Raw genomic sequence first — 21,840 nt, forward strand, 5'->3', positions numbered from 1 at the left:
ATGTGGGAGCGGGCTTGCTCGCGAAGGGGGCTGATCATTCAACATTGATGTCGACTGATACACCGCTTTCGCGAGCAAGCCCGCTCCCACCAGGATTTGTGCAAGCCGGGCATCTTGTGGGTGCCCGGAGGTATTGCGGATTAACCGATCGTCATCAAGCTCGCATTACCACCCGCCGCAGCCGTGTTGACACTCAACGCCCGCTCGATCACCAGACGCTCCAGCGCAATGTTGGACTCGCCCTGGGACAGACCCTGCACCCCGACGATCGCGCCGGCGCGCTTGGCGACCTGCTGGCATACCGCGCGCAGCTGGTCGGAATGGCCATGATGCAGAACCGCATCGAACACCACTTCGTCCTTGTTCCAGTCGGCCACCAGCTTGATGCGCGCCTGAATCTCCTTCGGCAGACGTGCAAGCAGCGCCTTGGACAATTCACCTTCCGGCCATACCGCCGAACCGCCGACAGCCAGGACTGCCGCCAATTGGCTCAGCAGATCGCCTTCGACTTCCGCCAGGCACAGCACGTGTTCACGCGGCAGGATCGCATAGCTGTTGCGCTCGCCGGTCGGGCCGGCCAGGACGCGGGTGACACCGCTTTGCGATTGCGCGGCGAACTGCACGCACAGGGCGCTCAGGTCGGCGAACTTGTTGCTGTCGGCCCAGGCTTTCAGGGCGGTCAGCGGTTTGCTCATGGCTTCACGCAGACGCACGTCCGGCGCCGCGGCTGCATCGGCGCGGGCGAAGGATTGTTCGATTGCGTCTGTAGGACGAGTCGACAGCAGGCGGTACAGGTACAGCGGACCACCGGCCTTCGGACCGGTACCCGACAGACCTTCGCCGCCGAACGGCTGCACGCCGACCACGGCACCGACGATGTTGCGGTTGACGTAGACGTTACCGGCATTGACGGTGTCGATCACCTTGGCGATGGTCTCGTCGATTCGGGTGTGCACGCCCAGGGTCAGGCCGTAGCCGGAGGCATTGATCTGGCCGATCAGCTGGTCGATGTCCTTGCGCTTGTAGCGAACCACGTGCAGCACCGGACCGAAGATCTCCCGCTGCAGTTCGTCGAAGCTTTCCAGTTCTATCAGGGTCGGCATCACGAAGGTGCCGCGCTTGATTTCTTCGGCATCGGCGATCGCCACCTGGTACACGTTGCGACCTTTGTCGCGCATGGCCTGGATGTGTTTCTCGATGCCGGCCTTGGCTTCGGCGTCGATCACCGGGCCAATGTCTACCGACAGGCGCTCAGGGTTGCCGAGACGGCTTTCGGCCATCGCGCCCTTGAGCATTTCGATGACGCGGTCGGCGGAATCTTCCTGCAGGCACAGTACACGCAGGGCCGAGCAACGCTGGCCGGCGCTGTCGAAGGCCGAGGATACGACGTCGATGACCACTTGTTCAGTCAGCGCCGAGGAGTCGACGATCATCGCGTTCTGGCCGCCGGTTTCGGCGATCAGCGGAATCGGGCGGCCCTGGCTGTCCAGGCGACCGGCGATGTTGCGTTGCAACAGGCGCGCAACTTCGGTGGAGCCGGTGAACATCACGCCTTTGACGCGATCATCGCCCACCAGACCGGCGCCGACGGTTTCGCCGCGGCCCGGCAGCAGTTGCAGCACGCCTTCCGGAATGCCGGCTTCGAGCAGCAGGCGCACGGCCTGAGCCGCCACCAGCGGCGTCTGTTCGGCAGGTTTGGCCAGTACCGGGTTACCGGCAGCCAGTGCTGCAGCGACCTGACCGCTGAAAATCGCCAGCGGGAAGTTCCACGGGCTGATGCACACCACAGGGCCTAGCGGGCGGTGAGCGTCGTTGGTGAAATCGTTGCGTGCCTGCACCGCGTAGTAACGCAGGAAGTCCACGGCTTCGCGCACTTCGGCGATGGCGTTGGCGAAGGTCTTGCCGGCTTCGCGGGCCAGCAAGCCCATCAGTGGCTGGATCTCGCCTTCCATCAGGTCGGCGGCACGTTCCAGGATCGCGGCGCGCTCGGCCGGCGGGGTGGCCTGCCAGATCGGTGCGGCGTTCAGGGCGCATTGAATGGCGTTGTCGACGTCATCGACAGTGGCTTCCTGCACATGGCCGACCACGTCACGCAGATCCGACGGGTTCAGCACGGCGCTCGGCGCTTCGTTGCTGGAGGCGCAACCGAGCATCGGCGCGGCTTTCCAGTTGTTGTGTGCGGTGGCCAGCAGGGCGCAGGACAGCGACGCCAGACGATGTTCGTTGGCCATGTCGATGCCGCTGGAGTTGGCGCGCTCGGCACCGTACAGGTCGCGCGGCAGCGGAATGCGCGGGTGCGGCAGGCCGAAACCACCTTCGGCGGTGGCCATCTTCTCGATGCTCGCCACCGGATCGGCTACCAGTTCCTGGATCGAAATCGACTGATCGGCAATGCGATTGACGAACGAGGTGTTGGCGCCGTTTTCCAGCAGGCGACGAACCAGGTATGCCAGCAGGGTTTCGTGGGTGCCGACCGGAGCGTAAACGCGGCACGGACGGTTCAGCTTGCCTTCGGCAACTTTGCCTACAACCTGTTCGTACAGCGGTTCACCCATGCCATGCAGGCACTGGAACTCGTACTGGCCCGGGTAATAGTTCTGACCGGCGATGTGGTAGATGGCCGACAGAGTGTGGGCGTTGTGCGTGGCGAACTGCGGGTAGATGACTTCCGGCACCGACAGCAGTTTGCGGGCGCAGGCGATGTAGGAAACGTCGGTGTACACCTTGCGGGTGTAGACCGGATAGCCTTCCAGACCTTCGACCTGGGCGCGCTTGATTTCGCTGTCCCAGTAAGCGCCTTTCACCAGACGGATCATCAGGCGATGACGGCTGCGGCGAGCCAGGTCGATCACGTAGTCGATCACGTACGGGCAACGCTTCTGGTAAGCCTGTATCACGAAACCGATGCCGTTCCAGCCGGTCAGTTGCGGCTCGAAGCACAGGCGTTCGAGCAGATCCAGCGATAGCTCCAGGCGGTCGGCTTCTTCGGCGTCGATGTTCAGGCCGATGTCGTATTGCTTGGCCAGCAGGGTCAGCGACAGCAGGCGCGGGTACAGCTCGTCCATCACGCGCTCGTACTGGGCGCGGCTGTAGCGTGGGTGCAGGGCGGACAGCTTGATCGAAATGCCCGGGCCTTCATAAATGCCGCGACCGTGGGAGGCCTTGCCGATCGAGTGGATGGCTTGTTCGTACGAGGCCAGATACTTCTGGGCGTCGTGTTCGGTCAGCGCCGCTTCACCGAGCATGTCGTAGGAGTAGCGGAAGCCCTTGGCTTCGAACTTGCTCGCATTGGCGAGGGCTTCGGCGATGGTTTCGCCGGTGACGAACTGCTCTCCCATAAGACGCATGGCCATGTCGACGCCCTTGCGGATCATCGGCTCGCCGCTCTTGCCGATGATGCGGCTCAGGGAGGAAGTCAGGCCGGCTTCGTTGTGGGTCGAAACCAGTTTGCCGGTCAGCAGCAGGCCCCAGGTGGCGGCGTTGACGAACAGCGACGGGCTGTTGCCCAGGTGCGGCTGCCAGTTGCCGGTGCTGATCTTGTCGCGGATCAGCGCGTCACGGGTGCCTTTGTCCGGGATACGCAGCAGCGCTTCGGCCAGGCACATCAGCGCCACGCCTTCCTGGGACGACAGGGAGAATTCCTGAAGCAGGCCCTGAACGATGCCCGCGCGGCCGCCGGCACTCTTCTGGTTGCGCAGTTTTTCGGCAATCGAGGCGGCGAGCTTGTTGGTGGCTTCGGCCATCGGTGCCGGCAGGCGCGCCTGCTCGATCAGCATCGGTACCACTTCCGGCTCCGGGCGACGGTAAGCGGCGGTGATGGAGGCGCGCAGTACCGATTGCGGCAGGATGCTTTCAGCGAATTCGAGGAAGCACTGGTGGGCGTGATCGGCGTGGACTTCACCGGCGTCGTCAGCGACTGCGGTGGCCGAACCGTTCAGCTCGGTCAGGGTTGCACCACCCTCGAGTTTTTCCAGGTAATTGAAAATTGCCTGCTTGATCAGCCAGTGCGGCGTGCGATCAATCGAGGTCGCGGCGGCCTTGAGGCGTTCGCGGGTCGGGTCGTCAAGTTTGACGCCAAGGGTGGTGGTAGCCATGTTTTTATCCTCATGTTTGCCACGACCGCGTGGCATCAGCTGGCGGCAAGATTAGCTGTGCGCCGATAGAGGTGCAACCCGGTGCAACCCTTTTTTGTAGGAATATTCGGCGCCTCGTCGGGAAATAAATTCTGGTACGAAAGTGCAACCCGTGCTTGGAGCTTTTGGTTCTGAGGGCATGGAAGTGCTAGATCAAAACGGAGTAAAAAATACGGTTTGTCGGTGATTTCGCGTAGGTGCAACTTATTCTCAAGAAATGGGTTGCACCGTATTTGCTTTGGCGAATAGCATTCGTGCCCCAAGGTGCAACCTGCCTAAAACAGGTGCGCCGGCTGATGGCTTTCCTGGGGAAACATCAGTCCTAAATGCGCGGCATCCAGATCCGTCTGTCAAACATCAGCGTTTGCCAGCGGTTTCACCCGCCGCAGCTACATAAAAACAAAGCCAGGGCGTCACTTAATGAGCGTAATGAATCCAACCCTGATCACGTTCGTGATCTACATCGCAGCAATGGTGCTGATCGGCTTCATGGCCTATCGCTCCACCAACAACCTTTCTGACTACATCCTCGGCGGTCGCAGCCTGGGCAGCGTCGTGACCGCGCTGTCCGCCGGTGCCTCCGACATGAGTGGCTGGTTGCTGATGGGCCTGCCGGGCGCCATCTACATGTCCGGCCTGTCCGAAAGCTGGATCGCCATCGGCCTGATCGTCGGTGCCTACCTGAACTGGCTGTTCGTTGCCGGCCGTCTGCGAGTGCAGACCGAGCACAATGGTGACGCCCTCACCTTGCCGGACTACTTCTCCAGCCGCTTCGAAGACAAGAGCGGCCTGCTGCGGATCATCTCCGCCGTGGTCATTCTGGTGTTCTTCACCATCTACTGCGCCTCGGGCATCGTGGCCGGTGCCCGTCTGTTCGAAAGCACCTTCGGCATGTCCTACGAGACTGCGCTGTGGGCCGGCGCCGCGGCGACCATCGCCTACACCTTCGTCGGTGGTTTCCTGGCGGTGAGCTGGACCGACACCGTACAGGCCACGCTGATGATCTTCGCCCTGCTGCTGACGCCGATTATCGTGCTGCTGGCCACCGGCGGCGTCGATACCACGTTCCTGGCCATCGAAGCGCAGGACCCGAGCAATTTCGACATGCTCAAGGGCACGACCTTCATCGGCATCATTTCGCTGATGGGCTGGGGCCTGGGCTACTTCGGCCAACCGCACATCCTGGCGCGTTTCATGGCGGCGGATTCTGTGAAGTCGATCGCCAACGCCCGTCGCATCTCCATGACCTGGATGATCCTGTGCCTGGGCGGCACCGTGGCTGTCGGCTTCTTCGGTATCGCGTACTTCTCGGCCAACCCAGAGATGGCCGGTCCTGTAACCGAAAACCATGAGCGCGTGTTCATCGAACTGGCGAAAATCCTGTTCAACCCATGGATTGCCGGTGTGCTGCTGTCGGCCATTCTGGCGGCGGTAATGAGCACCCTGAGCTGCCAGTTGCTGGTGTGCTCCAGCGCCTTGACCGAAGACTTCTACAAGACCTTCCTGCGCAAATCGGCTTCCCAGCTGGAACTGGTCTGGGTTGGTCGCGCCATGGTGTTGCTGGTGGCGCTGATTGCGATCGCGATGGCCGCCAATCCGGAAAACCGCGTGCTGGGTCTGGTCAGCTACGCCTGGGCCGGTTTCGGTGCCGCGTTCGGTCCGGTTGTGCTGATCTCCGTGATCTGGAAGGACATGACTCGCAACGGCGCACTGGCCGGCATCCTGGTGGGTGCGATCACTGTGATCGTGTGGAAGCATTTCGAACTGCTGGGTCTGTACGAAATCATCCCTGGCTTCATCTTCGCCAGCCTGGCGATCTACATCGTCAGCAAGATGGGCGCGCCGACTGCCGGCATGCTGCAGCGTTTTGCGGCGGCGGAGAGTGATTACCGCCTGAACAAGTAATTGGCGAGAGCCGACGGCTTGAATGAAAACGGCCCGCTTCCGTGATGGAGGCGGGCCGTTTTTTTGCGTCGGTGTTGTGGAATGCATACTCCTGTGGGAGCGGGCTTGCTCGCGAAAGCGGTGTGTCAGCCGGCAATGATGTGACTGACACGCCCTCTTCGCGAGCAAGCCCGCTCCCACAGGAGTCCCAGTCATGTTGGATTGATGTGTAAGCCGCCCGGCCGCCAACTCCTGACTTGCAGGCCGGCAGAAGGTAAACTTCCCGGCCTTCGCAGGAGCAGCCATGAATTATCGTCACGCCTTCCATGCCGGCAATCACGCCGACGTGTTCAAACACCTGACCTTGACCCGCCTCATCGCCCTGATGTCGCGCAAGGAGCAGCCGTTTGCCTATCTCGACACCCACGCCGGCATTGGTCTGTATGACCTGCAGGGCGATCAGGCCAATCGCACCGGCGAGTACCTGGAAGGCATCGCGCGTCTTTGGAATCAGACGGACCTGCCGATCCTGACCGCCGACTACATGCAGGTGCTGCATGAGATGAACCCGGATGGCCAGTTGCGTTACTACCCGGGCTCACCGGAGCTGGCGCGGCGCCTGACCCGCCGGCAGGATCGCGTGCTGATCAACGAGAAACACCCCGAAGACGGTCTGCTGCTCAAGGAAAACATGGCCGGAGACCGCCGGGTCAAAGTGCACCTGGGCGAAGGCTGGCATGTGCCGCGGGCGTTGCTACCGGTGCCGGAAAAACGCGCCGTGATGCTGATCGACCCGCCATTCGAAAAGCTCGACGAGATGCAGCGTTGCGCGCTGTCGATGAAAGAAGCGATCGGCCGGATGCGCCAGACCGTGGCGGCCATCTGGTACCCGGTGAAGGATCAGCGTGCACTGCGCCGCTTCTATCAGGACCTGGCCGGCACCGGCGCGCCGAAGTTGTTGCGCGTGGAGTTGCTGGTGCATCCGCTGGACACGCCGAACAGCCTGAACGGCTCCGGTCTGGCGATTGCCAATCCGCCTTGGGGGCTGGAGGAAGAATTGCGAGAGCTGCTGCCGTGGTTGGCCGAGAAGCTTGGGCAGACGCAGGGTGGGTGGAAGATGGACTGGTTGATCGCTGAGTAAAGCCTGGACCAGGATCTAAAGATCGCAGCCTGCGGCAGCTCCTACAGATGTATGTGTAGAAGCTGCCGCAGGCTGCGATCTTTTGCTTCGAGCGATTAAATAGGGCAGGTCACGCCGGTGCCGCCGATCCCGCAGTAGCCTTCAGGATTCTTGGCCAGATACTGCTGGTGATAGGTCTCGGCAAAGTACACGGTCGGTGCCTGTTCGACTTCGGTGGTGATTTCACCGAAACCGGACTTGTTCAGTTCGGCCTGGAACGCCTGCTTGCTGGCCAGGGCTTTATCCAGATGCTCAGGGCTGGTGCAGTAGATCGTCGAACGGTACTGGGTGCCGATGTCGTTGCCCTGGCGCATGCCCTGGGTCGGGTTGTGCAGTTCCCAGAACATCTTCAGCAGCTCGTCGTAGCTGACCTTGTCTTTGTCATACACCACCAGCACCACTTCGGCGTGGCCGGTCAGGCCCGAGCAGACTTCTTCGTAGGTCGGGTTCGGGGTGAAGCCGCCGGCGTAACCGACCACGGTGCTGACCACGCCTTCACGCTGCCAGAACCGCCGCTCGGCGCCCCAGAAGCAACCCAGGCCGAAGATGGCGAAATCTACGTCCTGGAAGAATGGGCCCAGCAGCGGGGTGTCTTCGAAAACGAAGTGTTTCTCGGGCAGAACCATCGGGGTTTCACGGCCAGGCAGAGCTTGTTCTTTGGTAGGGAGCACGTTTTTGTTCACCAGAATTTCCGAGCGCAGAACCATTATCAGTCCTCAGTCAGGATGGGAGTTAAGTAAGCAGGTCGTCAGTGTGCCCAATGCCCGCGAGTTACGCACTACCCATTGTGGGAGCGGGCTTGCTCGCGAAGGCGGTGTGTCAGTCAGCGATGATGTCGACTGATACGACGCTTTCGCGAGCAAGCCCGCTCCCACAGGGTTTGTGCAATCAGGCAATCAGGCAATCAGGCAATCGGGCCGCGCGGGTAGCGCTTGAGTTTCTCGATCAGTTCGGCGCCCGGGATCGGTTGGTCGAACAGGTAGCCCTGGCCGACGTCGCAGCGGTGGCGGCGCAGGAAGGACAGCTGCTCGGCGGTCTCGATGCCTTCAGCCACGACCTTGAGTTTCAGGTTGTGGGCCATGGCGATCACCGCGGAGGTGATTTCCATGTCGTCCTGGTTGTCCGGGATTTCGTGAATGAAGCTTCGGTCGATCTTGATGATGTCGATGGGGAATTTTTTCAAGTAACTGAGCGATGAGTAACCGGTGCCGAAGTCGTCCATCGCCAGAGTCAGGCCCAGGCGCTTGAGCTGGTCGAGTTGCAGGTGGGTGTCTTCGGTGGCTTCCAGCAGCAGGCCTTCGGTCAGTTCCAGCTCCAGCAGGTGTGCCGGCAGGGCTTCTTCCTTGAGGATGTTGGTGATCGAGGCGACCAGGTCCGGGTCGGAGAACTGTTTGGGCGACAGGTTGATCGCCACCTGCAGATTGCCTAGCCCGGCGGCGGTCAGCGCCTTGCTCATGCGGCAGGCCTGGCGGGCGATCCATTTGCCGATCGGAATGATCAGGCCGGTTTCCTCGGCGACGCTGATGAACTGGTCCGGGCGGATCATGCCTTTTTCCGGATGATCCCAGCGCAGCAAGGCCTCCATGCCCAGCAGGCGACCGCTGCGCAGGCAGAGCTTGGGCTGATAGAACACGTCCAGCTCGTTCTGGGTCAGGGCGCGGCGCAGGTTGTTCTCGACGAACAGCTTGTAGCTGGCCTCGGCGTTCAACGCTTCGGTGAAGACCTGCACCTGATGTTTGCCGTTGGCCTTGGCCTTGTGCAGCGCCAGACCGGCGTTGCGCATCAGGGTCTGCGGGTCGCGGCCATGCAGCGGCGCGCAGGCCAGACCTACCGAGCCGGTCACACTGATCAACTGGTTGTCGACGAACATCGGCTTGTCGAGGGTGGTCAGCAACTGGCTGGCGATCTGTTGGCCGGTGTGCAGGTCGGTATTGTCCAGCAGCACCGCGAACTCGTTACTGGCGAATCGCGCCAGGCTGCCGCTCGGGCTCAGGCTGTTGCGCAGGCGACGGGCGAGGCTGATCAGCAGCTTGTCGCCGGTCTGGTGGCCGAGGCTGTCGTTGATCCGCTTGAAGTTGTCGATGTCCACCAGCAGCAGGCTGATCGGCGCATCGCTGTCCCGGGCAAAGCGTTCGTCGAGGTTGCGGATGAACGCCGGACGGTTGCCCAGATTGGTCAGGTTGTCGGTGTAGGCCAGGCGCTCGATGCGTTGCTGCGCGAGCTTGGTGTGGGTGATGTCTTCGTAGATGCCGATGTAGTGGGTCAGTTCGCGGTTATCGCCATAGACCTTGGAGATCGACAACTGGCCCCAGTAGGGTTCGAGGTTCTTGCGGCGGCTCTTGAATTCGCCCTGCCAGCTGTTGCTCTTGGCCAGCGCCGAGGGCGCATCGAACAGCAGCTCGCTGAGGTTTTCCAGGGCCGGCAGCTCAGACAGGCGCTGGCCGTGAACTTCTTCGGTGCTGTACTGGGTGATCGCGGTGAAGCTCGGGTTGACGTATTCCACCACGCCATCGCAATTGACCAGCAGAAAGGCGTTGGCGCTTTGCTCGACCGCACGCTGGAACAGGTGCAGGGCGCTGGTGGCGGTGCGGCGGTTGTGGTTGCTGATGACCTGGGCGAACTGGTCCGCCAGCTCGCCGGCAAAGGCGATTTCATCCGACTGCCAGGCGCGGGTGGCGCCGGTCTGCTCAAGGCACAGCACACCGACCACCTGGCCATCGACGCGGATACTGGCGTCGAGCATGGCGTTGACGTCGCGCGGGCGCAGGGCTTCGGCGATTTCCCGGGTCCGTGGATCGCGCATGGCATTGTGCGCATCGATGGCGCGACCGGTGTGCAGGGCGTCGAGATAGTCGGGAAAGCTGCTCGCGTCGATCGGTTGCGGCAGCACGTATTCCTGGCTGGCGCGGTGGAAGGCCGAGATCGGCACCAGCGTCGAGCCTTCAAGGTTCCACAGGCTGGCGCAGTCGATTTCGTAGATCTCGCAGGCGCTGCGGGTAATCAGTTCGGCCGCTTCTTGCAGGGAGTTGCCGCTGCTATAGCGCTGGCGGGTCAGCAACAGGATCAGATCCTGCTGCGCGCGCACACGGTCCAGATGCTGCAGTTGTTCCTGCTGGGCGCGCTGGTTGAGCTCCAGGGCGATTTGCAGGCGCGAGTTCTGGGTTTCCAGATCGAGGGCGGGCAGCAGCGGGTCATCCTCGAACAGGCCGTCGATGACCAGCAAGTAGCCGCGCAACAGGTGCCGATTGTGCTGTTTGTAGGCTTCGCCCAGCTCCAGCAGGTTCAAGGAGCCGGTGGCGGTGTGCAGGGTGTAGCGGATCAGGTAATGCGAGCCTTCGCTCAGTTGCAACTGAATCGCGTCGTGCAGCTCATAGCGCGCTTCAGGCTCCATCAGGCTGGCGTAGGGCGAGCCGACCAGGGCGCAGAGCTCCACGGCCGGCAAGCCGAACTGTCGTTCGCAATTGGGATCGAGAAACAGCAGCGCCCAGCTTGGTTCATTCAGCCGCTCGAAACGCAGCATGCCGAGCCGCGAGGGCACAGGCAACTGCGTCACTACCTCGGCCACCATTCGGCTGGCGGCATCGGGTTGGCTTTTCATATGAAGGAAAACTCGCTTCGAATTTGCTGAACGCGCCGGGCTTACGCCCTCTTACTGTTGCCTGCGGCAAGGTTGCATCATTGCGCTACCGACTGACAAGAGAGATGAAGGCCAAGTGCTATAAGAATATGTCGGCAGCAGACAAGTTTTCTGCAATTTTTTCCCGAACCTGTAGGAGCGAGCACGCTCGCGATGGATTCAAGAACGCCGCGGGGTGTCAGGTGCCCAGCGTCATCGTTGACGACCATCGCGAGCGTGCTCGCTCCTACAGGGTTAAAGCAATACTGGTCGATTGCAGCAGGTTGCCATCGCGATCATGAAAACGCACATGAATCTGTTCGGTATCGACGATGACGTGGGCGAAATTGTCCTGGCTGATCACGCCGCTGGTGAGTTCATGCCGGTAGTCCCCGGCGGCGGTTCGCACCAGCGGTTGGTCGAGAATGAAGGTGGAGGCCTTGGCATAGGGCAGCAGCCTGCTGTTGCACAGGGGCGAGGAAACGATGGTGTGGACGTCGAAGTCCGGGGCTTCGCTGTGGGTCAGGCGGCTGGTCAATGAGCCGTGGACGTCGCCCGAGACAAAGACCACGTTTTTGATCCTGTGAGTCCGGATGGTTTCCAGCAGTCGCAATCGCTGCTCCGGAAAAGCCTTCCAGGCGTCATCCGGCAGGCTTTTGCGGTCGGGATAGAACATCACGCTGGTGACCACGAATTTGACCCTGGCGGGGCTTTGGACCAGCCAGTCGCGCAATGCCTGTTCCTGCTCGAGATCGAGCATGCGCGGTTCAGGCGATGCCAGGTCGCGTCGAGTGCGACTGTCGGTGACGAACCATTCGATATCGCCATGGCTGAATTGATACCAGTATCGAGCCAGCGGCTGTCCGAGGCTTTCCCCCACGCCGGCGGGTCCATGGCTTGCCTGATACAGCTCATAGGCGCGCATGGCGTTGTCATAGAGGTGCTCGTCGCCCCGGCTCTTGTTGACCGGCCAGTTGTCCTCGATTTCATGGTCGTCGAGGATCATGTAGGTCGGTGTGCCGGACATCAGGGCTGCGATATGCGGCTGGGAAAACGCCGTGCGGTATTTGGCGAGGATGTCCTCGTACTCCCGGTCGGGAGCGATGAAATTCAGATCATCGATGTAAACCTGGTCACCGGTCATCAGCAGGGCGCTGATCGGCGGGTTGGCATTTCGGGCCAGCGTGTTGATCGAGGCGAAGATCCGGTCGCCCAACTGTGGAGCCCAGGGCACGCCGGCGGTCATCTGCAAGTAGCGGCACGAGCCGACGATGTAGGCCCGCGGGGAAGTGACATCACTGGATTGCGTGCGAAAGCGGTATAGGGGCTCGGGCCATTGCAGCGGCAATTCGCGCAATGTTTCCAGGCCGAGCGTCGAGCTGAACCAGCCTGCCTGATATTCGTATTCGGCATCGGCGACAAGGCCCTGAAGGTCAATCACTGCAGCCCCGTCATTCGCCTCCGACAGCGGGGTGAAAATCGCTTTGTTCCAGTGTTCCTCACCGGCTCTTCGACAGCGAACAGCGGCGAATGCCTGAGTGCCTTTCTGCCAGCCGCCACGCAGAAACAGGCGGGTTTGGTGCGATGTCGTATGGCCGACGATCGGTCCTACAGTAGGTTTCAACATATTCTTCGATTCCGTGAAGGTTACGTGTGAGTCCTTTCGAATCGAGCCTACTGTTCTGGGCGGGAAAAAAAGCGCGGCAGAGTGCGACGCAGGTTGTGGGGGATATCAGCCACAAACGTAGGAAGGTTTTTCTTGCAGGCAAAAAAAGCCCCGCCAAATTGGCGGGGTTGAGGTACGAGCGTGGCGCTCGGAAACGTGAAACGCAAAAGGCCCTCCGGTGAGGGAGGGCCTTTCGGGAGTTACAGCAAGATGGTGCGGATGTCCGCCAGCAGATCGCTCAGACGCTTGGTGAAGCGTGCAGCAGCGGCGCCGTTGATCACACGGTGATCGTAGGACAGCGACAGAGGCAGCATCAGCTTCGGCTGGAAGGCTTTGCCGTCCCAGACTGGCTGCATGGTTGCCTTGGAAACACCGAGGATCGCCACTTCCGGCGCGTTGACGATCGGCGTGAAACCGGTGCCGCCAATGTGGCCGAGGCTGGAAATGGTGAAGCAGGCGCCTTGCATCTCGTCCGACGAGAGCTTCTTGGTCCGGGCTTTTTCAGCCAGGGAAGCGGCCTCGGCGGCCAGTTGCAGCAGGCTCTTCTGGTCGACGTTCTTGATGACCGGTACCAGCAGGCCATCCGGAGTGTCGACGGCGAAGCCGATGTTCACGTATTTCTTGCGGATGATCGCCTTGCCGCTTGGTGCCAGCGAGCTGTTGAAGTCCGGCAGTTCCTTGAGCAGGTGCGCGCAGGACTTGAGCAGCAGCGGCAGGATGGTCAGCTTGACGCCGGCCTTCTCTGCGACGGCTTTCTGGGCGTTACGGAACGCTTCGAGTTCGGTGATATCCGCCGAGTCGAATTGCGTCACGTGCGGCACGTTCAGCCAGCTGCGGTGCAGGTTGGCGGCGCCGACCTGCATCAGGCGGGTCATCGGCACTTCTTCGATTTCACCGAAGCGGCTGAAGTCCACGACCGGAATCGGCGGGATGCCTGCGCCACCGGTTGCACCGGCCGCAGCGGCTGGAGCTTCCTTGGCCTTCTGCATCATCGCCTTGACGTAAGCCTGCACGTCTTCCTTGAGGATGCGACCGTGCGGGCCGCTGGCGCCGACAGCGCTCAGCTCGACGCCGAACTCGCGGGCCAGTTGGCGCACGGCTGGGCCGGCGTGAACTTTCGCGCCTGGCTTGGCTGGTGCAGCAACCGGAGCAGCGGCAGGCGCGGCAGCCGGAGCGGCAGCAGGTGCAGCAGCGGCAGCAGGAGCGCTCGCAGCAGCAGCCGGTGCAGGGGCTGCAGCAGGCGCTGCGCCTTTGACTTTCAGCTTGAGGATCAGGTCGCCGGTGCCGACTTCATCGTCGAGCTTGATGGAAACGCTTTCCACCACGCCAGCGGCAGGCGATGGAATCTCCATGCTCGCCTTGTCGGATTCCAGGGTGATCAGCGACTGGTCGGCTTCGACGCTGTCGCCGGCCTTGACCAGCACTTCGATGATCTTGGCCTTGCCCGCCGAACCGATGTCCGGAACGTGGATGTCCTGAACGCTGTCGGCAACCGGAGCTGCCGGTGCGGCGGCCGCAGCTGGCGCCGCGGCTGGTGCAGGGGCTGCAGCCTGGGCTGGCGCGGCAGCGGCAGGCGCCGCGGCACCCGCCACTTCCAGGTCCAGAATCAGGTCGCCGGTGCCGACTTCGTCGTTGAGCTTGACGCTGATGGCCTTGACCACGCCAGCGGCAGGCGACGGGATTTCCATGCTCGCCTTGTCGGATTCCAGGGTGATCAGCGATTGATCAGCCTCGACGGTGTCGCCGACCTTGACCTGGATTTCGATGATCTGGGCCTTGCCCGACGAACCGATGTCCGGCACGTGCACTTGCTGAACCGAAGCGGCTGCTGGGGCAGCGGCTGGCGCGGCGGCAGCAGGTGCGGCGGCCGGAGCCGGCGCAGCTTTGGCCTGCGGAGCAGCGGCAGGCGCAGGAGCCGCAGCTGCGGCGCCCTCGACTTCCAGCTCCAGCAGTTCGTCGCCTTCTTTCAGGCGATCGCCCAGCTTCACTTTCAGGCTCTTGATGATACCGGCCTTCGGCGCAGGCACTTCCATGCTCGCCTTGTCCGATTCCAGGGTCAGGATGCTCTGGTCGGCTTCGATGCGGTCGCCGACCTTCACAAACAGTTCAATTACTTCACCTTCACCGCTGCCGATGTCAGGTACTCGAATGAGTTCGCTCACAGAAACTCTCCTCAGCAGTCCAGTGGGTTGCGTTTTTCCGGGTCGATCCCGAACTTGGCGATGGCTTCGGACACCACCTTAGGTTCGATATCACCACGGTCAGCCAGTGCTTCAAGGGCTGCCAACACCACGAAATGACGGTCGACTTCGAAGAAATGACGCAGTTTCTTGCGGCTGTCGCTGCGGCCGAAACCGTCGGTGCCCAGGACTTTGAATTCCTTGGATGGTACCCACTGACGGATCTGCTCGGCGAACAGTTTCATGTAGTCGGTAGAGGCGATGACCGGACCCTTACGGCCGTTCAGGCACTCTTCAACATAGCTGCGCTGAGGCTTCTGGCCTGGGTGCAGACGGTTGCTGCGCTCTACGGCCAGGCCGTCGCGACGCAGTTCGTTGAAGCTGGTAACGCTCCACACGTCAGCGCCGACGTTGAATTGCTCGCGCAGGATCTTCGCCGCTTCACGGACTTCACGCAGGATGGTGCCGGAGCCCATCAGCTGAACGTGGTGCGCCGCTTCGCGGGTGTCTTCCTCAAGCAGGTACATGCCTTTCTTGATGCCTTCCTCGGCACCGGCCGGCATGGCTGGCTGCTGGTAGGACTCGTTCATCACGGTGATGTAGTAGAAGACGTCCTGTTGCTCTTCGGTCATCTTCTTCATGCCGTCCTGAATGATCACCGCCAGCTCGTAGCCGTAGGTTGGATCGTAGGTGCGGCAGTTCGGGATGGTGGCAGCCAGCAGGTGGCTGTGACCGTCTTCGTGCTGCAGGCCTTCACCGTTGAGGGTGGTACGGCCGGCGGTGCCGCCGATCAGGAAGCCACGGGTACGGCTGTCGCCAGCGGCCCAGGCCAGGTCGCCGATACGCTGGAAGCCGAACATCGAGTAGAAGATGTAGAACGGCAGCATTGGCTGGTTGTGGCTGGAGTACGAAGTACCGGCAGCGATGAAGGAGCTCATGGCGCCCGCTTCGTTGATGCCTTCTTCGAGAATCTGGCCTTTCTTGTCTTCCTTGTAGAACATCACCTGGTCTTTATCGACTGGCTCGTAGAGCTGGCCGACGGACGAGTAGATGCCCAACTGACGGAACATGCCTTCCATACCGAAGGTACGGGCTTCGTCCGGGATGATCGGAACGATGCGCGGGCCGATTTCCTTGTCCTTGACCAGTTGCGCGAGGATCCGCACGAACGCCATGGTGGTGGAAATTTCACGGTCGCCCGAACCGTCCAGGATAGCCTTGAGGGTATCGAGTGGCGGAGTCGGGATGTTGAAGCTTTGCGCGCGGCGCTGAGGCACGAAACCGCCCAGTGCATTGCGACGCTCGCTCAGGTAGCGGGCTTCGGCGCTGTTCGGTTCAGGCTTGAAGAACGGCAGGTTCTCCAGGTCTTCATCCTTGACCGGGATGTCGAAGCGGTCACGGAACAACTTCAGGCTGTCGACGTCGACTTTCTTGGTGTTGTGCGCGGTGTTCTTCGCTTCGCCGGCACCGGTGCCATAACCCTTGATGGTCTTGGCCAGGATGACGGTAGGCTGGTCTTTGTGGTTGACCGCCTGGTGGTAGGCCGCATAGACCTTGTACGGGTCGTGGCCGCCACGGTTGAGTTTCCAGATCTCGTCGTCGGACAGGTCTGCAACCATCGCCTTGAGTTCTGGCGAGTTGAAGAAGTGTTCACGTACGAACGCGCCGTCTTTGGCCTTGTAGTTCTGGTATTCGCCGTCGATGACTTCGTCCATGCGACGTTGCAGGATGCCGTCGACGTCCTTGGCCAGCAGCGGGTCCCAGAAACGGCCCCAGATGACTTTGGATACGTTCCACTGAGCACCGCGGAACACGCCTTCGAGTTCCTGGATGATCTTGCCGTTGCCGCGAACCGGGCCGTCGAGGCGCTGCAGGTTGCAGTTGATGACGAAGATCAGGTTGTCGAGCTTCTCGCGGCCAGCCAGCGAGATCGCGCCCAGGGATTCCGGCTCGTCGCACTCGCCGTCGCCCAGGAAGCACCAGACTTTCTGCTTGCCTTCCGGAATGAAGCCACGGGCTTCCAGGTACTTCATGAAGCGTGCCTGGTAGATCGCCTGGATCGGACCCAGACCCATGGATACGGTCGGGAACTGCCAGAAATCAGGCATCAGCCAAGGGTGCGGGTAGGACGACAGGCCCTGACCGTCCACTTCCTGGCGGAAGTTGTTCATCTGGTCTTCGCTGATGCGGCCTTCCATGAACGCACGGGCATAAACGCCTGGGGAGGTGTGGCCCTGGAAGTAGATCAGGTCGCCGCCGTGTTCGTCGGTCGGAGCCTGGAAGAAATAGTTGAAGCCGATGTCATACAGGGTCGCACTGGAAGCGAAGCTGGAGATGTGACCACCCAGGTCAGAATCTTTCAGGTTCGTACGCATTACCATGGCCATCGCGTTCCAACGCACGAGCGAGCGGATGCGGCGTTCCATGAACAGGTCGCCTGGCATGCGTGCTTCGTGGGTAACAGGGATGGTGTTGCGGTAAGGCGTGGTGATGGCGTAAGGCAGTTGCGAGCCGCTGCGGGTCGCGAGTTCGCCCATACGGGTCATCAGATAGTGAGCACGGTCTTCGCCTTCTTTGTCGAGAACCGATTCCAGGGCGTCCAGCCATTCCTGGGTTTCGACGGGATCGAGGTCTTGCATGGCTTGCTCCAGGGCGGAAAGGCTACCAGAATCGGTTGCCTGAGTTAGCGACTGGCCTTGTGGGCAGACGTTATGAATTCTTGGATTGCCGAGAGGTAGGTTCCGGCGGCGTGTAGTTTTACTACAAATCATCGGGCATTTCAGCTATCCGAATGTATATACGAGTAGTAAAACTACAGATGATTGGCTTATAGCCTCCAACTGGGTTGTGAGAATAATCGTTAAGGTTGGTCTTTTTCCAATAAGGAAAGGTGAAACTTTGATGTTGGCTGCCAAAAATAAAGAAATTTCAGCTATTTCTAACTTTTGTTCGACAGTCCTTTTGGTAGTGCATTCGTACAAATCACTACATTTGGCTGATAACTCGCCGATCAAGGATAGACCATGAGCCTTCCTTTGCTTGCCCAACTCCCCCCTGTCCTGCTGCCGTTTGTCACCCGCGCCGAGCAGTCGTTCCGCGCCGCGGTGGAGGCATTGGATGACGATCACGGGCTGTCTGCCTGGACGCCCGAGCGCTGGGAACAATTTGCCCGGGTGACCGCCGCCAGCGACTTCGTGACCGAACAATGTGTGCGTGATCCGGTGATGCTGCTGGAACTGGTGCGCTCAGGCGAACTGGATCGCGCCTATGCCCCCGGCGAGCTGTGCGCCCAGATCGCCGCCGCGGCGAGCGTCGCCGAAACCGACGATCTGCTGGGCCGTGCCCTGCGCCGGCAGCGCGCCCGTCATCAAGTGCGGATCATCTGGCGTGACCTGACGCGCCAGGCCGATCTGATCCAGACCTGCCGCGACCTTTCCGACATGGCCGATGCCAGCATCGATCAGGCCTATCAATGGTTGTACGCGCGGCATTGCCAGCAATTCGGCGTGCCCACCGGCCACCGCAGCGGCGAACCGCAGCAGATGGTCGTGCTCGGCATGGGCAAACTCGGCGCGGTGGAGCTCAATCTGTCGTCCGACATCGACCTGATCTTCGCCTACCCCGAAGGCGGCGAAACCGTCGGCGTGAAGCGGGCGCTGGATAACCAGGAATTCTTCATCCGTCTCGGCCAGCGCCTGATCAAGGCCCTGGACCCGATGACCGTCGACGGTTTTGTGTTCCGCGTCGACATGCGCCTGCGGCCTTATGGCTCGTCCGGCGCGCTGGTCCTGAGTTTCAACGCGCTGGAGCAGTACTACCAGGATCAGGGTCGCGACTGGGAACGCTACGCGATGATCAAGTCGCGGGTGGTCGCTGGCGATCAAGTTGCTGGCGCACAACTGCAAGAGATGTTGCGGCCCTTCGTTTACCGGCGTTACCTGGATTTCTCCGCGATCGAAGCGCTGCGCACCATGAAGCAGCTGATCCAGCAGGAAGTGCGGCGCAAGGGTATGGCCGACAACATCAAGCTGGGTTCCGGCGGCATCCGCGAGGTGGAGTTCATCGCCCAGGCCTTCCAGCTGATTCACGGTGGTCGCGACCTGAGTCTGCAGCAGCGTCCTCTATTGAAAGTGCTGAGCACTCTGGAAGGTCAGGGCTACCTGCCGCCGGCGGTGGTCAGCGAGCTGCGCGAAGGCTATGAATTTCTGCGTTACACCGAACATGCGATCCAGGCGATTGCCGATCGCCAGACCCAGATGCTGCCGGTTGGCCCTGAGGATCAGGCGCGCATTGCCTTTATGTTGGGCTTCGACGACTGGGCGTCCTTCCATGAAAAGCTGATGTTCTGGCGCGGTCGTATCGCCTGGCACTTCGCCCAGGTCATTGCCGATCCCGATGAAGAGCAAGGCGCCGAAAGCGAAGTGGTGGTCGGCGGTGAATGGCTGCCGTTGTGGGAAGAAGCTCAGGATGAAGAAGCGGCCTGCCGGCAATTGCAGGAAGGCGGTTTCACCGACGCGCCGAAAGCCCTGAGGGCACTGGCCGGCCTGCGCAGCAGCCCGCAATTGCGCGCGATGCAGCGTCTGGGGCGCGAACGTCTCGATGCCTTTATTCCACGTTTGTTGGCGCAGGCGGTGGAACACGCCAATCCGGATCTGGTGCTGGAGCGGGTGCTGCCCCTGGTGGAGGCCGTGGCGCGTCGTTCGGCTTATCTGGTGTTGCTGACCGAAAACCCGGGTGCGCTGCGCCGCCTGCTGACCTTGTGCGCGGCCAGCCCGTGGATCGCCGAACAGATCACTCGTTTCCCGCTGCTGCTCGATGAACTGCTTAACGAAGGACGGCTGTTCAAGCCGCCGCTGGCGCCGGAATTGGCCGCCGAGTTGCGCGAACGCCTGACGCGGATTCCCGAGGACGACCTCGAACAGCAGATGGAAGCGCTGCGCCATTTCAAGCTGGCGCACCGCCTGCGGGTTGCCGCATCGGAAATCGCCGGGCACCTGCCGCTGATGAAAGTCAGCGACTACCTGACCTGGCTCGCCGAGGCGATTCTGGAGCAAGTGCTGGCCCTGGCCTGGCGCCAGACCGTGGCCAAGTACGGCACGCCGCTGCGCACCGACGGCACCTTGTGCGATCCGGGCTTCATCATTGTCGGTTATGGGAAAGTCGGCGGCCTGGAACTGGGGCATGGTTCGGACCTGGATCTGGTGTTTATCCATGATGGCGACCCGCAGGCGGAAACCGACGGACCGAAATCCATCGATGGCGCGCAATTTTTCACCCGTCTTGGGCAGCGAATCATTCATTTGCTCACGGCACAGACCAATTCCGGGCAATTGTATGAAGTGGACATGCGTCTGCGGCCGTCCGGTGCGGCGGGGTTGCTGGTGAGTTCGCTGGGAGCGTTTTCCCGTTATCAGGAAGGCGAAGCCTGGACCTGGGAGCATCAGGCGCTGGTGCGGGCGCGGGTGCTGGTGGGCAGTGAAGATGTGGGGCGTGCGTTCGAGCAGGTGCGGGCGGCGATTCTGGGCAAGGCGCGGGATCTGGCGAAGCTGCGTCAGGAAGTCAGCGAGATGCGCGCCAAGATGCGCGATAACCTGGGCAGCAAGAGCACGGCGGCCGGCACTGGGGCAAATGCCTTCGAGGCCACGGCGCCGTTCGATCTCAAGCAGGATGCCGGTGGTATCGTCGATATTGAATTTATGGTGCAATACGCGGCCCTGGCGTGGTCCGAAACACACCCGCCATTGCTGCGCTGGACCGACAATATCCGCATTCTGGAAGAGCTGGAGCACGAAGGGCTGATGCCCGCCGAAGATGCCAGCCTGCTGCGCGAAGCCTATAAAGCTTACCGCTCCGCCGCTCACCGACAGGCCTTGCAGAAGGATCCGGGAGTGATACCGGGCGATCAGTTTGCGGACGAACGGCGACAGGTCATGCGGATCTGGCGAGAGCTGGGGCTAAGCTGAACGGCGTACACAGGTCCACTGTAGGAGCGAGCTTGCTCGCGATAGCGGAGTGTCAGGCGCCATGAATGTCGAATGTGACGGCCTTATCGCGAGCGAGCTCGCTCCTACAGTTGCAATGCAGTGTTTTGTAGAATTATCGAGGCGGGGAGGCGTATGCCTCCCCGGTTCGTTTATGGAAGCCACATGAATATTCTGATCGTTGGGCCCAGTTGGGTCGGTGACATGGTGATGGCGCAGACACTGTTTCAGTGCCTCAAACAGCGCCACCCGCAATGCGAAATCGACGTGCTGGCCCCCGAGTGGAGCCGGCCGATTCTTGAGCGCATGCCCGAAGTCCGCCAGGCCTTGAGCTTTCCGCTCGGCCACGGCGCGCTGGAGCTGGCGACGCGTCGGCGCATCGGCAAATCCCTGGCCGGCCAGTACGACCAGGCGATCCTCCTGCCCAACTCCCTGAAGTCGGCGCTGGTGCCGTTCTTCGCCGGCATCCCCAAGCGCACTGGTTGGCGTGGCGAGTTCCGCTACGGCCTGCTCAACGATGTGCGCACGCTGGATAAAGAACGCTACCCGCTGATGATCGAGCGTTTCATGGCCCTGGCCTATGAGCCGGGCACGGACCTGCCCAAGCCTTATCCTCGCCCGAGTTTGCAGATCGACCCGGTAACCCGCGAAGCGACACTGGCCAAATTCGGCCTGGAACTCGACCGTCCGGTGCTGGCGCTGTGTCCCGGTGCCGAATTCGGTGAAGCCAAGCGCTGGCCGTCCGAGCATTACGCCAAGGTCGCCGAGGCGAAGATTCGCGAAGGCTGGCAGGTCTGGCTGTTCGGCTCGAAAAACGATCATGCGGTGGGCGAAGACATCCGTTCGCGGCTGATCCCAGGCCTGCGTGAAGAGTCGATGAATCTCAGCGGCGGCACCTCCCTGGCCGAGGCGATCGATCTGCTGTCCTGCGCCGATTCGGTGGTGTCCAACGATTCGGGCCTGATGCACGTCGCCGCCGCATTGAATCGGCCGCTGGTGGCGATCTACGGTTCGACATCGCCGGGCTTCACGCCGCCGCTGGCCGAGCAGGTGGAGATCGTGCGCCTGGGCATCGAATGCAGCCCGTGCTTCGATCGCACCTGCCGGTTCGGTCATTACAACTGCCTGCGCCAATTGATGCCGCAAGCGGTGAACGAAGCCTTGCAGCGGTTGCAGGGCACTGTGGTCGAGGTTCAATAG

General features: G+C 61.5%; 10 protein-coding genes. 4 read left to right on the top strand and 6 right to left on the bottom strand.

Annotated features, from left to right (window positions below; translation table 11 throughout):
- Positions 1-140: 140 nt before the first annotated feature.
- Complete coding sequence (gene putA, locus K9857_RS05435) at positions 141-4,094, bottom strand: trifunctional transcriptional regulator/proline dehydrogenase/L-glutamate gamma-semialdehyde dehydrogenase (protein ID WP_224533835.1); 3,954 nt, start codon at positions 4,092-4,094, stop codon at positions 141-143.
- 459 nt (positions 4,095-4,553) lie between these two features.
- On the opposite strand from putA, the gene putP reads away from it, so the two are divergent.
- Both putP and K9857_RS05445 read left to right on the top strand, forming a co-directional pair.
- On the top strand, positions 4,554-6,038 hold the full coding sequence (gene putP / locus K9857_RS05440; RefSeq protein WP_224533836.1) for a sodium/proline symporter PutP: 1,485 nt from the start codon (positions 4,554-4,556) through the stop codon (positions 6,036-6,038).
- Positions 6,039-6,321: 283 nt separating this feature from the next.
- Positions 6,322-7,158, top strand: coding sequence for a 23S rRNA (adenine(2030)-N(6))-methyltransferase RlmJ (locus K9857_RS05445; RefSeq protein ID WP_224533837.1), 837 nt, complete (start codon positions 6,322-6,324; stop codon positions 7,156-7,158).
- Positions 7,159-7,253: 95 nt separating this feature from the next.
- Here K9857_RS05445 and msrA read toward each other — a convergent pair whose 3' ends face one another.
- The 5 genes from msrA to aceE all read right to left on the bottom strand — a co-directional run bounded on the left by msrA (position 7,254) and on the right by aceE (position 17,298).
- Positions 7,254-7,904, bottom strand: coding sequence for a peptide-methionine (S)-S-oxide reductase MsrA (msrA, locus tag K9857_RS05450; protein WP_224533838.1), 651 nt, complete (start codon positions 7,902-7,904; stop codon positions 7,254-7,256).
- Between the two features lie 197 nt (positions 7,905-8,101).
- Entirely contained in the window at positions 8,102-10,795 is a 2,694-nt protein-coding gene (locus K9857_RS05460) for a GGDEF and EAL domain-containing protein (RefSeq protein WP_224533839.1), read from the bottom strand.
- 265 nt (positions 10,796-11,060) lie between these two features.
- Positions 11,061-12,440 (bottom strand): alkaline phosphatase D family protein, encoded by a 1,380-nt coding sequence (locus K9857_RS05465; protein ID WP_224533840.1) that lies wholly within the window; start codon positions 12,438-12,440, stop codon positions 11,061-11,063.
- 239 nt (positions 12,441-12,679) lie between these two features.
- Complete coding sequence (gene aceF / locus K9857_RS05470) at positions 12,680-14,641, bottom strand: dihydrolipoyllysine-residue acetyltransferase (RefSeq protein WP_224533841.1); 1,962 nt, start codon at positions 14,639-14,641, stop codon at positions 12,680-12,682.
- A gap of 11 nt (positions 14,642-14,652) precedes the next feature.
- Entirely contained in the window at positions 14,653-17,298 is a 2,646-nt protein-coding gene (gene aceE, locus K9857_RS05475) for a pyruvate dehydrogenase (acetyl-transferring), homodimeric type (RefSeq protein ID WP_224533842.1), read from the bottom strand.
- A gap of 384 nt (positions 17,299-17,682) precedes the next feature.
- Here aceE and glnE point away from each other — a divergent pair, with 384 nt between their 5' ends.
- Together glnE and waaF are read left to right on the top strand one after the other, a co-directional pair.
- Positions 17,683-20,622, top strand: coding sequence for a bifunctional [glutamate--ammonia ligase]-adenylyl-L-tyrosine phosphorylase/[glutamate--ammonia-ligase] adenylyltransferase (glnE, locus tag K9857_RS05480; protein WP_224533843.1), 2,940 nt, complete (start codon positions 17,683-17,685; stop codon positions 20,620-20,622).
- Positions 20,623-20,805: 183 nt separating this feature from the next.
- Positions 20,806-21,840, top strand: a complete 1,035-nt coding sequence (waaF, locus tag K9857_RS05485; RefSeq protein ID WP_224533844.1) for a lipopolysaccharide heptosyltransferase II — start codon at positions 20,806-20,808, stop codon at positions 21,838-21,840.

Origin of the sequence: Pseudomonas sp. REP124, from assembly GCF_020164475.1 — a bacterium.
In the GTDB taxonomy this organism is placed as follows: Bacteria; Pseudomonadota; Gammaproteobacteria; order Pseudomonadales; family Pseudomonadaceae; genus Aquipseudomonas.

Bases quoted from the DNA above. Each gene is read 5' to 3' on its own strand.
- K9857_RS05460 (WP_224533839.1), bottom strand. From the start codon at position 10,795: ATGAAAAGCCAACCCGATGCCGCCAGCCGAATGGTGGCCGAGGTAGTG.
- putA (WP_224533835.1), bottom strand. From the start codon at position 4,094: ATGGCTACCACCACCCTTGGCGTCAAACTTGACGACCCGACCCGCGAA.
- msrA (WP_224533838.1), bottom strand. From the start codon at position 7,904: ATGGTTCTGCGCTCGGAAATTCTGGTGAACAAAAACGTGCTCCCTACC.
- waaF (WP_224533844.1), top strand. From the start codon at position 20,806: ATGAATATTCTGATCGTTGGGCCCAGTTGGGTCGGTGACATGGTGATG.
- glnE (WP_224533843.1), top strand. From the start codon at position 17,683: ATGAGCCTTCCTTTGCTTGCCCAACTCCCCCCTGTCCTGCTGCCGTTT.
- K9857_RS05465 (WP_224533840.1), bottom strand. From the start codon at position 12,440: ATGTTGAAACCTACTGTAGGACCGATCGTCGGCCATACGACATCGCAC.
- K9857_RS05445 (WP_224533837.1), top strand. From the start codon at position 6,322: ATGAATTATCGTCACGCCTTCCATGCCGGCAATCACGCCGACGTGTTC.
- aceE (WP_224533842.1), bottom strand. From the start codon at position 17,298: ATGCAAGACCTCGATCCCGTCGAAACCCAGGAATGGCTGGACGCCCTG.
- putP (WP_224533836.1), top strand. From the start codon at position 4,554: ATGAGCGTAATGAATCCAACCCTGATCACGTTCGTGATCTACATCGCA.